10 protein-coding genes, 1 tRNA gene and 1 other RNA gene are annotated in these 12,091 nt (G+C 72.3%); 6 read left to right on the top strand and 6 right to left on the bottom strand.

Annotated elements, in window-relative coordinates:
• Window positions 1-66: 66 nt before the first annotated feature.
• Window positions 67-984: a universal stress protein gene (locus AC6CKD_RS19065; RefSeq protein WP_498328658.1), complete on the top strand. Its 918-nt coding sequence runs from the start codon at window positions 67-69 to the stop codon at window positions 982-984.
• Between the two features lie 24 nt (window positions 985-1,008).
• Here AC6CKD_RS19065 and AC6CKD_RS19060 read toward each other — a convergent pair whose 3' ends face one another.
• The 5 genes from AC6CKD_RS19060 to AC6CKD_RS19040 form a co-directional block, all read right to left on the bottom strand.
• Window positions 1,009-2,709, bottom strand: coding sequence for an aspartate:alanine exchanger family transporter (locus AC6CKD_RS19060; RefSeq protein ID WP_498328657.1), 1,701 nt, complete (start codon window positions 2,707-2,709; stop codon window positions 1,009-1,011).
• A 157-nt stretch (window positions 2,710-2,866) separates the two neighbouring features.
• Complete coding sequence (locus AC6CKD_RS19055) at window positions 2,867-3,643, bottom strand: SDR family oxidoreductase (protein WP_498328656.1); 777 nt, start codon at window positions 3,641-3,643, stop codon at window positions 2,867-2,869.
• 92 nt (window positions 3,644-3,735) lie between these two features.
• Window positions 3,736-4,629: an RNA polymerase sigma-70 factor gene (locus AC6CKD_RS19050; RefSeq protein WP_498328655.1), complete on the bottom strand. Its 894-nt coding sequence runs from the start codon at window positions 4,627-4,629 to the stop codon at window positions 3,736-3,738.
• 20 nt (window positions 4,630-4,649) lie between these two features.
• Window positions 4,650-5,339, bottom strand: coding sequence for a histone deacetylase (locus AC6CKD_RS19045; protein ID WP_498328654.1), 690 nt, complete (start codon window positions 5,337-5,339; stop codon window positions 4,650-4,652).
• Between the two features lie 404 nt (window positions 5,340-5,743).
• The gene (locus AC6CKD_RS19040; protein ID WP_498328653.1) at window positions 5,744-6,643 is read right to left on the bottom strand and encodes a DUF4365 domain-containing protein; all 900 of its coding nucleotides are present in this window, start codon (window positions 6,641-6,643) and stop codon (window positions 5,744-5,746) included.
• A 293-nt stretch (window positions 6,644-6,936) separates the two neighbouring features.
• Here AC6CKD_RS19040 and AC6CKD_RS19035 point away from each other — a divergent pair, with 293 nt between their 5' ends.
• Window positions 6,937-7,338, top strand: a complete 402-nt coding sequence (locus AC6CKD_RS19035; protein WP_498328652.1) for a hypothetical protein — start codon at window positions 6,937-6,939, stop codon at window positions 7,336-7,338.
• On the top strand, window positions 7,335-7,763 hold the full coding sequence (locus AC6CKD_RS19030; protein ID WP_498328651.1) for a type II toxin-antitoxin system VapC family toxin: 429 nt from the start codon (window positions 7,335-7,337) through the stop codon (window positions 7,761-7,763). Before AC6CKD_RS19035 ends, AC6CKD_RS19030 begins: the two co-directional genes overlap by 4 nt.
• Before the next feature lie 133 nt (window positions 7,764-7,896).
• Here the strand turns inward: AC6CKD_RS19030 and AC6CKD_RS19025 are convergent.
• A tRNA-Ser gene (locus tag AC6CKD_RS19025) sits at window positions 7,897-7,984 on the bottom strand.
• 151 nt (window positions 7,985-8,135) lie between these two features.
• On the opposite strand from AC6CKD_RS19025, the gene ffs reads away from it, so the two are divergent.
• The 3 genes from ffs to purD all read left to right on the top strand — a co-directional run bounded on the left by ffs (window position 8,136) and on the right by purD (window position 11,934).
• An RNA gene (gene ffs, locus AC6CKD_RS19020) (signal recognition particle sRNA small type) lies at window positions 8,136-8,234 on the top strand.
• Between the two features lie 121 nt (window positions 8,235-8,355).
• Window positions 8,356-10,620: a DNA polymerase III subunit gamma and tau gene (locus AC6CKD_RS19015; RefSeq protein WP_498328650.1), complete on the top strand. Its 2,265-nt coding sequence runs from the start codon at window positions 8,356-8,358 to the stop codon at window positions 10,618-10,620.
• 60 nt (window positions 10,621-10,680) lie between these two features.
• Window positions 10,681-11,934, top strand: coding sequence for a phosphoribosylamine--glycine ligase (gene purD, locus AC6CKD_RS19010; protein ID WP_498328649.1), 1,254 nt, complete (start codon window positions 10,681-10,683; stop codon window positions 11,932-11,934).
• The last annotated feature ends 157 nt before the right edge of the window (window positions 11,935-12,091 follow it).

Raw genomic sequence — 12,091 nt, 5'->3', positions numbered from 1 at the left:
CAGTTGGCGTAGCGTCGTAGGTGCGACCAGGAATTGGCCGCGGCATGTGAAGGAAGGGTGCCGCCGATGTCCGTCCCGCTTGCTCAGCCCGATCAGCCCGATCAGCCCGACCGGCCCGATCAGCCCGATCAGCCCGACCGGCCCGACCGGCCCGCCCCGTCCACGCCGCCCGCCGGCCCCGTCCTCGCCGGGTTCGACGGGTCCTCCCGGAGCCTCGCCGCCGCCCGGTGGGCCGCCCGTGAGGCCGTTGCGGCCGGGGCCCCGCTCCGGCTGCTCCACGTGGGCCAGGCCTGGCCGACCGTCCAGCCGATCTCCGTGGAGTTCCAGCCCGTCCTCGGCGCGAGCGAGCACGTGGCGAGGACCGCGCTGACGGCCCTGGTCGGGGAACTCCGCGCCACCCACCAGGGCCTGACCGTCGAGGCGGCCACCGCCGAGGGCGGACCGGGCAACGAGATCCCCCGGGACGCCGCCCAGTCGCACGCCGGGCTGATCGTGCTCGGCGCGAGCGGCGAGGACCGCCACGTCGTCCCGCGGCTCGGCTCCACCGCGCTGCACGCCGCGGGGCGCGCCGAGGTCCCGGTCGTCCTGGTGCGGGAGCCCGCCGAGCGCGCGCCGCACGGACACGGGGTGGTCGTCGGGGTGGACCCGGCGGGCGACCACGCCGCGGTACTCGACTTCGCGTTCGCCTGGGCGGCCAAGCACGCGCTGCCGCTCCGCGCGGTGCACGCCGTGACCACGGGCCCGGCGGCCCCGGAGCCGCTCGAAGCGGTGGTGACCGCGGCCGGCGCGCGCTACCCGCGGGTCCCGGCCGAGTGCGTGACCCGCCCCGGCGCCCCGGCGCAGGTCCTGCTCGACGAGTCCGAGCGGGCCGACCTCCTGGTCGTGGGCCGCCGCCACCACCGCCCCCTCCACGGCATGGGCCCCACGGACCACGCGATGGCCCACCACGCCCACAGCCCGGTGGCCCTGATCCCACACGGCTAGGCTTCGCCGCGCTCCTGCGGCCGGCTATCGCCGCAGCAGCACGATCACCGACCCCCACATCGTCAGCAGTACGTTGCCCAAGGCGTACGGCACCGTCGTGCCCAGGGCCGGGATCTGGCTGCGGGCGCGTTCCGTCAGGGCTCCGAGGGCGGCCGTCGTGGTCTGGGCTCCGGCCAGGGCGCCGAGCAGGATCGGGAGGGGGAGCCGCTGCACGAAGTGCCCGTAGGCGAATCCGGCCAGCAGCGGCACGCTCGTCACGGCAGCGCCCCAGAGCAGCAGCGGCCAGCCGGCTTCGCGCAGGCCCGGGACGAAGCTCGGTCCGGCGTTGAGGCCGACGACCGTCACGAACACGCACAGGCCGAGCGTGCCCATCAGCCACTGCGCCGCCGACGGCAGGTTCCCGTACGTGGGGTACTTGCTCCGGATCCAGCCGAAGACCAGCCCCATCAGCAGCGCCCCGGTGGAGGTGGACAGGGACAGCGGCGCGCCGGCCGCGTGCAGCGCCGGGATGCCGAGGCAGCCGCCGAGGAACAGCCCGAGCGCGATCCACACCATGTCCGTCGCGAAGCTGGTCGGCACCGGCTTGCCCAGCGCCGCCGCGGCCGCCTCCACCCGGCTGCGCGGCCCCGTGAGGACCAGGGTGTCGCCCCGCTCCACGGTGGTGTCGAGCCGGACCCGCAGGTCGGCGCCGGCCCGCCAGTGCCCGTCGACGAAGACGCCCGGCATGAACTCCTCGTGGCGCAGGGTGCGGATGGTGCGCCCGCTGAGGTTCCGGTCGGTGATGACCACGTGCAGGGACTCGGTGCGGTAGGCGAGCAGCTCGAAGTCGTCCGTCTCCATCCCGATGTGCGTGCGCGCGTCGTACGCGACGAGGTCGCCGCGGACCGCGCTGACGGCCAGGACGTCCCCGATCTCGACCCGGGTGTCCGCGGCGTGCTCCAGGATCTCCCCGGCCCGGCGCAGCCGGGTGATGTAGAGCCGCCGCCCGGCGGCCTTCTGCTCCGCCTCGAACTCCCCGAGCGTGCGCCCGGCGAAGGCCGCCACGTCGACGGCGTACGCGCGCAGCACGTGCTTGTAGTAGCCCTCCCCGGCGTCGGGGTCGTCCTCGGCGGCCTCCAGGTCGGCGGCGAGCACGGCGCTCTCGGCCGCGAGGTCCCGGCGCAGGAGGCGGGGCAGGAAGCCGGCGAGGAGCAGCGCGGGCAGGACCGTGCCGAGGGGGTACGTGACCGCGTAGGCGACGGCGATCAGGTGGGACTGGTCCCGCGCCTCGTCCGCGCCGACGCCGGGCAGGTGGGCGATGGCGTCGGAGCCGACGCCGATGACGGCGGACTGGGTGAGGCCGCCGCCGAGCAGACCGGCGGAGAGGCCCGGCCCGTAACCGGCGAGGGTGGCGAAGGCCCAGGCGGAGGCGAGTCCGGTGACGCAGACGATGAGGGCGAGGACGACCTGGGGGAGGCCGTCCTTGCGCAGGGCGCGGAAGAACTGCGGGCCGACGTCGTAGCCGAGGGCGAAGAGGAACATGAGGAAGAAGACGGACTTGATCGGACCGTCGATCTCGACCTTGGCCTGGGAGCCGATCACCAGGCCGGCGACGAGGCATCCGGTGACGGCGCCGAGGGCGATGGACTTGTACCGGAGGCGGCCGAGCAGGAAGCCGACGGCGATGGTCAGGAAGATCAGCAGCTCGGGATGGGGCTGGAAGATCTCCGTCCTGAGCCAGTCCATCCACGCCACCCGCCACTCACCCGCTTCCCGCGCGACCTCCTCGGCCGTCTCGGGCAACGGTATGTGCCGGTATGCCCACCCGCACGTTCGGCGCGCACCGGCAGCGGGGTCAGCGGGGCCAGGGAGCAGCGGGGTCAGGAGGCAGGGGGTCGCGGGGTCAGCGGGCGACCCGCTCCGCGAGGTACTGCTCCCAGGTGCGCCTGCCGAGCGCGTGGCCGGGGGCGGTCAGGTGGCCGGCGCGCCAGGCGGCCCCGATCCTGCCGGGAACGCGTACCGGGAGGACGGCGCGGTGCTTGCCGGCGGCGCGCAGCCAGTCCTTGGCGAGGCCGGCGGCCGGGTACACGGTCGGGCCGGCGAAGTCGGGCACCCGGCCGGCCGGCTCGCCCAGGGCCAGTTCGACCAGCCGGTCCGCCACCTCGCCCGCGTCGGCCGGCTGGCAGTCGGTGCCGGACGGCACGAGGACCACGGGGAGTTTCGACAGGACCCCGAGGGCGAGGTCGAGCAGCGCGGGGAACTGGTTGGCCCGCAGGTTGGTCCAGCCGATCCCCGAGCCGGCGAGCAGCCGCTCGCCCTCCAGCTTGACCCGGAAGTACGGGTAGGGGATCCGGTCGACGCCGACGATCGAGATGTTGACGACGTGCTGGACGCCGGCCCGCTTCGCGGCGTCCAGCAGGTGCCGGAAGCCGGGGACGTCGTTCTTGAAGTGCCGGATGTCGCTCGCGCAGTGGATGACCGTACGGACCTCCGCGAGCGCCTCGTCGAGTCCGGCGCCGCTGGTCAGGTCGCCGGTGTACCAGTCCACGCCGGCGTCGTCCGGCAGCGCGGCCCCGCGCGTGAGCGCGCGGACCGGGCGGCCGGTGCGGCGGACCCGGTCCAGGACCTCGCGGCCGAGCATGCCCGTCGCTCCGGTCACCATGATCGTGTCGTTCTTCATCGGTCCCAGCCTTCCGAAGCCGCTGTCGCGGTGCTGTCGCCGTGCTGTCCCGTTGCTGGCGCCGGCGCCGTCACTGATGAAGAACCGACGGGTCAGGCGTTCTGTGACAGCTCTCGGAGCTGAGTCGCGAGAAAGGCGAGTTTGTCCGGGTTCAGAACGAGCCGGATGCCGGTGATCCCGCTCTCGCCGAGCTCCAGCGCCCCGAACGCGGTCAGCTCGCCGTCCGCCCAGCCGACCACCGCCGGAACGCCGTTCACCTCGGCGAACCCGATCTGCGCGCCGTTGACCCACCGGGAGAAGAGGCCGACCAGGAAACGGGCCGCCTTGTCCCGCCCGGCCACCGGCCGGCTCGACGCGCTCGCCTTGCCGCCGCCGTCCGACCAGACGACCACCTGGTCGGAGAGGAGCTGCTCCAGCCGGTCCATCGCGCCCTCGGACGCGGCGGCCAGGAACCGGGCGAGCAGCTCGTCGTCCTGCTCCCGCGAGGCGGTGAACCGCGTCCGGCCGTCGGCCAGGTGCTGCTTGGCCCGGCGGTAGAGCTGGCGCGCGTTCGCCTCCGGGCAGCCGAGTACGCCCGCGATGTCCCGGTGGCTGTATTCGAAGGCGTCGCGCAGCACCACGGCTGCCCGCTCGGGAGCCGACAGCCGCTCCATCATCGTCAGCACGGCGAACGACACCGAGTCCCGCTGCTCCGCCGTCTCCATCGGCCCCAGCGCCCCGGCACCGGTCCCCACCGGCTCAGGGATCCAGGGCCCGAAGTACTCCTCGCGCCGCACCCGGGCGGAGGCGAGCCGGTTCAGGCACAGGTTGGTGACCACCTTGGCCAGCCACGCGCCCGGCGCGGCCACCTGACCGGGCTCGACTCCGTGCCAGCGCAGGTACGCGTCCTGCACGGCGTCCTCGGCCTCGGCCGCCGAGCCGAGCATCCGGTACGCCAGCGAGAACAGCCGTGGCCGGTGGTTCTCGAATTCCCGTCCCGTGTCCATGACCTCACGCTAGTGCGGGCCTACGCCCGGCTCCCCGACGCCCCGCTCCGTCCCGCGAGCAGGTCGAGCACCTGTCGCGGTGTCCAGTGGCCGGCCGCGCCCGGGCAGGCGCACAGGTACTCGGCGATCTCCTGCTCCTGCCAGGGTCCCGACTCCAGCAGGCCGCCCGCCAGGTACCGCAGGTACGCGGCGGACGGCACGAGCGGCTCGACGTCCCGGAGGGACCACGGCGCGGTGAGCGTCAGCACGGGGATGCCGTCGACCGTCCCCGGGCAGATCAAGGTCTCGTACCGGCCGCCGCCCGACTCGTCGCGGCCGTCGCGCAGCACCTTGGCGAGGTCGAGGTCCGTCCCCGGCTCCCGGTACATCTCCTGCGCGGCGATGTCCGAGATCTGGCCGACGGTCACGAGGTGGGCGCGCCCCAGCAGGCGGCCGGTCGCCGACGGGTCGTAGAAGCCCCTGCCCCCCGTCCACACCGGGGACTCGGTGGCGAAGTAGAGGCATCCGTCGAGCTGGACGGCGATCGACCGCTCCGGCGCCCGGCGGTCCCGGCAGCCGGGATGGGAGCGCGTTCCACCGGGCGGCGTTCCACCGGCGATGTAGGCCGCCAGCCGGTCCATGTGCATGTTGGAGCCGTACGAGGCGTACCAGACCCGGCCGTGGCTCCTCGGTGCCTCGACGCCGAGCGGAACCGCGGTGTGGACGACCATGCTGTTCCTCGCCTGCGGGAAGGGGAGCACCAGTTCGCCAGTATGCGAGGAGAGACGCAAAGAGCCCCACCGCAAGCGGTGGGGCTCTTCGACGTATTGCCCGGTGAGAGCAATGGCGGAGGATACGAGATTCGAACTCGTGAGGGGTTGCCCCCAACACGCTTTCCAAGTCTCCTCAGCGCTGTCCGCTGAGGTCCGTACCCGTTCTGACCTGGTCCGAGACGAGTCGGTGGGCAGCGGCTGGACCTGGGCGGACGGGGCTGAATGAGACCAGAACTGAGACCATTCCGGGCTCCGGGCTGCGTAGCCGGGACCGCGAGTGGGGGGACCGCGTTATCCGAGGTGGAGAGGACCCCACCCGATCGTGGCATCGCGGAGTCAAGTAGCGGACTGCTGCTGGAGCACTAGTTGGTCTTGAGAGATCCTGCGAGTGCCTTGTTCTTCACGATCTTCTGCATTCCGGGTCTCTTCGCGACCCGCTGCATCCGTTCCCAGGCCCGGATGTCTTGGAAGTGGTCGGGCACTTCGACGTCCCGGACGCGGGCGTGCTCGATGAGGATGTTGACGATCGTCACCGTCCGGCCGCGGCCGGGGAGGGCACTCCCTGCCAGGTAGGCAGCGATTTTGTCCTCCTCGTACCCGGTTCTGGCAGAGATGAGTTCCACACTTGGTGAACCGGCAAGACGCCGCAGAGAGCGCAGTCGGTTCGCGAGCGCCGTCCTGAAGTCGCGCGGACTCGCCCCGGCGAGGCCTTCTTCGGTGCTCCCCATGAGTAGATCGATGGAGCCGGCCAGTTCGTAATCCGCGAGTCGGACGGATTTTTTCCTGGCTTCCTCCGGCCGGTCCGGATCCGTCGGGGAGTCGCTTGATCTGGTGCGGTGCCGTGCGGGTCTGCTGAGCGCCTCGGCGCAGATCTCATCCAACTGCTGCGTCTCAGGGACGAAGATCTTGTAGTTCCGGCCGGTGGGCTTGAGCGTCTCGCCATCGACATGCTGCCAAAAGATCTGCTCAGTGGCGGGGTTGAACAGCATGATGACGACTGGGAGCGAGTGCTTGTGCCAGTACACGACGTGGCGCGTATCGCAGTAGTACCACCAGCCCCCCTCCCCCGGAGAAGCAAACTGACTGGCCCCTGACTTGAGCTGAACGGCAAGGAGCCGACCGGTTCCCAGGCCGACGCTGCCAGGAGCCAGGCCCGCGGTGTCCACCACCTCAAGGTGGGCATCGACCCCGATGTCGCTAGTTTCCTGTTCCCGGAAGAGCCAGCCCAGTTGCGTGGACACCAAGTAGGCGGCGCGGGACACACCAGCCCGGTCGACCAGGTGGGTGGAATGAACGTTAGGCACAGAGCATCCCCATCCGACGTGCTCCGGAGCGCAGCGAGCGACAAGGGCACCAAGCGTAGGCGGTCGGACCGACAGGGCGGGAAGCTCGCTCCCTCTGGTTCAGCAGCGCCTCCCGTGGCTGGGGCGCTGCCCGCTGACCGTAGTCGGTTGTTCATCCTGAACCCTGGGCCTTCCAGGCCTGTCCCCGTGAGGTCGCTGAACATGTGCAGCCACTCTTGGTGTGCCGTGGGTGTCGCGGCCGGACGCAGTCGATGGCGACTCTGCGGATGGGCCCGGTCAAAGCCCAGATTCCGGTCGTTTCGGCCCTCTCCAGAGCCACCCGTCCTAGGGTGGTCTTCAGGCATGAGTACCTGGACCACAGCGTGGAGGAGCCGATCATGAGCACTGCCCCGAATCTGCCGCTCCCGCCGCGCAGACCTGAGGAGCTTCATCCGCTCCGGACGATCCGGGAGATCCGGGAGTCTCTGCCTGAGCAGCAGCTCGGGCACTTCGATGCCGAGCTCGCCGACACCGACATCGATGCTCTGCCCGACATGCTTCACCGCTGGGCGACCCTGGGCAGCGACGGGTTTCTCGAACGGCTCACGGCGGCCCCGTTCGAGGGGCTGGAGTTCGGGCAGCGGTCCTACGACGACGAGGCGGATGGCGAGTGATCTATCTGCTCGACACCAATGTGGTCGCCGAGATCACCACCCGGCCGAAGCCTGCCCAGGCCGTCGTCGCCTGGGCTCGGTCGGTTCCAGCTCCTGCCCTCTACCTGAGCGTCATCACGGTCGCGGAGATCGAAGCGGGCATTGAGGGAACACCTGATCCGGTGCGGCGTACCGCTTTCGAGCTGGCGCTCATGGACATCCGTGATCAGTACCGCGACCGGATCGCCGCCGTTGGAGAGCGGGAGGCACTCGCCTACCTCGCTCTTCACCGGAGGCTCAAGAGTGCCGGGACCAGCATCGATCCCCCCGATGCGCTGATCGCTGCCACCGCCCTGGCGCACGGCTGGACGCTGGTGAGCCGGAACATCAAGCATCTGGCGCGATCAGGCGCACTCCTGCTGAACCCATGGGAGTACGAGGGATAGGCCATCGAGGTCGGGATCTTGTAGATCGCCCGGTTGTGCGGCAAATAAGTGAGACTGGAACTGAGACCACGGAACGTCGAAGGGCCCCACCGCAAGCGGTGGGGCCCTTCGACGTATTGCCCGGTGAGAGCAATGGCGGAGGATACGAGATTCGAACTCGTGAGGGGTTGCCCCCAACACGCTTTCCAAGCGTGCGCCCTAGGCCACTAGGCGAATCCTCCGCGGCAAACAATACAAGACGTTGAGGGGTGCTCGCGAACGTGATCGCCGGGCGGGCCCGGGCCGGGGTCCAGGTCGGGGTCCAGGTCGGGTCGGGTGGAGCTCCGGACGGGGTCCGGCTCGATTCCGGGGCCCTCCATCCGCTAGGGTGGGGCCAGCCCCTCACGTGGCGCTATCTCACCCAACTCCCCCAGGGCCGGAAGGCAGCAAGGGTAAGTGGGCTCTGGTGGGTGCGTGGGGGGCGCTTTGCGTTCCGGGACGGGTCGGGCCGGCCGGGCCGCTCAGCCGCATCGCGGCGGACCGCGGGGGACCGCCGAGGGCCGGGCGGGTCTGCGGGCCGCCGTTGTCGGTGGGCCCGGATAACCTCGTATACGTGTCGTCCCTTGCGCTGTACCGCCGCTACCGCCCCGAGTCGTTCGCCGAGGTCATCGGGCAGGAGCATGTCACTGACCCGCTGATGCAGGCCCTGCGCAACAACCGGGTCAATCACGCGTACCTGTTCAGCGGGCCGCGAGGCTGTGGCAAGACCACCAGCGCGCGCATCCTCGCCCGCTGCCTGAACTGTGAGCAGGGCCCCACGCCCACCCCCTGCGGGGAGTGCCAGTCCTGCAAGGACCTCGCGCGCAACGGGCCGGGGTCCATCGACGTCATCGAGATCGACGCGGCCTCGCACGGTGGTGTGGACGACGCCCGTGACCTGCGTGAGAAGGCCTTCTTCGGGCCCGCCTCCAGCCGGTACAAGATCTACATCATCGACGAGGCGCACATGGTCACCCCGGCGGGCTTCAACGCCCTGCTGAAGGTGGTCGAGGAGCCGCCGGAGCACCTCAAGTTCATCTTCGCCACGACCGAGCCCGAGAAGGTCATCGGGACCATCCGGTCCCGGACGCACCACTACCCCTTCCGGCTCGTGCCCCCCGGCACCCTGCGGGACTACCTCGGCGAGGTCTGCGGCCGCGAGGGCGCCCACGTCGAGGAGGGCGTGCTGCCGCTCGTCGTCCGCGCGGGCGCCGGCTCCGTCCGTGACTCCATGTCCGTCATGGACCAGCTCCTGGCCGGCGCCACCGCCCAGGGTGTGACGTACGCCATGGCCACGTCGCTCCTCGGGTACACCGACGGGACCCTCCTCGACGCCGTCGTGGACGCGTTCGCCGCCGGGGACGGGGCCGCCGCCTTCGAGATCGTCGACCGGGTGGTGGAGGGCGGCAACGACCCGCGCCGCTTCGTCGCCGACCTGCTGGAGCGGCTGCGCGACCTGGTGATCCTGGCCGCCGTGCCCGACGCCCGGGAGAAGGGGCTCATCGACGCCCCCGCCGACGTCGTCGAGCGGATGCAGGCCCAGGCCTCCGTCTTCGGGGCCGCCGAGCTGTCGCGGGCCGCCGATCTGGTCAACACCGGGCTCACGGAGATGCGCGGGGCCACCTCGCCCCGGCTGCAGCTGGAGCTGATCTGCGCCCGCGTGCTGCTCCCCGCCGCCTTCGACGACGAGCGTTCCGTGCAGGCGCGGCTCGACCGGCTGGAGCGCGGGGGTGCGGCCTCCGCCGCCGCTGCCTTCGCCCCGGCCCCCGCCATGGGCTACGTACCCGGGCCGGAGGCCCACGCCATGGCCCCGGCGACGGTACGGCCCCCCGCGCAGCCGGCTCCGGCGCACCAGGCCCCGGTCGCCCAGGCTCCGGTGCACCATGCTCCCGCCCCGGCCCCCGTGGCTCCGCCCGAGCCGGTGGCCGCCGCGGCTCCGGCCGCGCCCGCCGCCGCGCCCGGAGCCTGGCCCGGCGCCGCGCAGCCCGGCGGCGGCGCCCCCGGTGCCTGGCCCGGCGCGGCCACCCCCGGCGCCCCCGCGGCCCCGGCCTCCGCCCAGGCCCCCGCCCCGGCCACCGCCCCGGCTCCGGCCGCCGCCCCCGCCGCGGGTGCCTGGCCCGGCGCGGCCACCCCCGGTGCCCCGGCAGCCCCCTCGGCTCCTCCGGCGGCCCCCGCCCAGGCCACCGCTCCGGCGGCGCCCGCCGCCCCGGGACCCGGTATGGCTGCCGGCGCCGGGCAGATCCAGGCGATGTGGCCGGCCGTCCTGGAGGCCGTGAAGAACCGCCGACGCTTCACCTGGATCCTGCTCAGCCAGAACGCCCAGGTGGCCGGCTTCGACGGCACCACCCTCCAGCTCGGCTTCCCCAACGCCGGAGCCCGGGACAACTTCGCGAGCAGCGGCAGCGAGGACGTCCTCAAGGCGGTGCTCGCCGAGCAGTTCCAGGTCACCTGGAAGATCGAGGCCGTCGTCGGCGGGGGCGCCCAGCCCATCACCCCCGTGTCCGCGTCCTCGTACGGCGCTCCGCCCGCGCCCGCCTACAACCAGCCGCCGGCCCAGCAGGCCCCGCAGCAGCCGCAGCAGTCCCAGCCGCCCCAGCAGTCGTACCAGCAGCAGCCGCAGCAACAGCCCCAGCAGCCGCAGCAGTCGTACCAGCAGCAGCAGTCCCAACAGTCCCAGCAGCACCAGCCGCCCACCCACCAGGCGCCCCCGCCGGTCGCCCCCGAGGACGACATCGCGGAGGCCGACGACCCGGACCTCGTCGACAGCGCACTGAGCGGGCACGACCTGATCGTGCGCGAGCTCGGCGCCACCGTTGTAGAGGAATATACGAACGACTAGGGGGTCCGACTTGGGTGCCCGCACGAAGGGCACCCGCGAGCGCGGGCTAGTCTTCATCGCGTGAAGGTCCTCGTCATCGGCGGCGGCGCCCGCGAACATGCCCTGTGCCGCTCTCTGTCCCTCGATCCCGACGTCAACGCGCTGTACTGCGCTCCCGGCAACGCCGGCATCGCCGAGGTGGCGGAGCTCCGCCCCGTCGACCCGCTCGACGGCGATGCCGTCGCCCGCCTCGCCACCGAGCTCCGCGCCGACCTGGTCGTCGTCGGCCCGGAGGCCCCGCTCGTCGCCGGGGTCGCCGATTCCGTGCGCGCGGCCGGCATCCCCGTCTTCGGCCCGTCCGGCGAGGCCGCGCAGCTGGAGGGTTCCAAGGCCTTCGCCAAGGACGTGATGGCAGCCGCCGGAGTTCCGACGGCGCGCAGCTACGTGTGCACCACCCCGGAAGAGGTGGACGAGGCCCTCGACGCCTTCGGCGCCCCGTACGTGGTCAAGGACGACGGCCTCGCCGCCGGCAAGGGCGTCGTCGTCACGGACGACCGGGCCGCCGCCCGCGCCCACGCGCTGGGCTGCGACCGCGTGGTCATCGAGGAGTTCCTCGACGGCCCCGAGGTCTCGCTCTTCGCCATCACCGACGGCGTCACCGTGCTGCCGCTCCAGCCCGCGCAGGACTTCAAGCGCGCGCTCGACGGCGACGCGGGCCCCAACACCGGCGGCATGGGCGCGTACTCCCCGCTCCCCTGGGCCGACCCGAAGCTCGTCGACGAGGTCATGGCCACCGTCCTGCAGCCGACCGTGGACGAGCTGCGCCACCGCGGCACCCCCTTCTCCGGGCTGCTCTACGCGGGCCTCGCGATCACCTCGCGCGGGACCCGGGTCATCGAGTTCAACGCCCGCTTCGGCGACCCCGAGACCCAGGTGGTCCTGGCCCGGCTGCGCACCCCGCTCGCGAGCGTGCTGCTGCACTCCGCCAACGGCACCCTGGACGCCCTGCCCCCGCTCAGCTGGCGCGAGGACGCGGCCGTCACCGTGGTCATCGCCTCCCACAACTACCCGGAGACCCCGCGCACCGGGGACCCCATCACGGGCCTGGCCGAGGTGGCCGAGCTGGACGCCCCGCACGCGTACGTCCTGCACGCCGGGACGCGCAGCGAGGGCGACGCGGTCGTCAGCGCGGGCGGCCGCGTGCTGTCGGTGACGGCGACCGGTTCCGATCTGGCGGAGGCCCGGGACAGGGCGTATAAGGCGGTCGCGCGGATCGGGCTCGACGGCTCGCAGTACCGCACGGATATCGCGGCGAAGGCCGCGGAATCCCGCTGACCGGCGGCATCCGGCGGGATTTCACGGACGCGGGCCCGGTGCGCACTCGGTGCGGCCGGGCCCGCGCGCATGCTCGCGTACGAGTGCATCCAGCCGCGTTCGAACGCACCCACCTTTACCCAAAGCCATTCCATCGGGTGATCGTCACCCGGTCTGC

It is taken from the genome of Streptomyces sp. GQ60 (genome assembly GCF_059758875.1).
The sequence above is the reverse complement of the archived record's forward strand: the minus strand, read 5'-3'. Positions and strand labels throughout refer to the sequence as shown.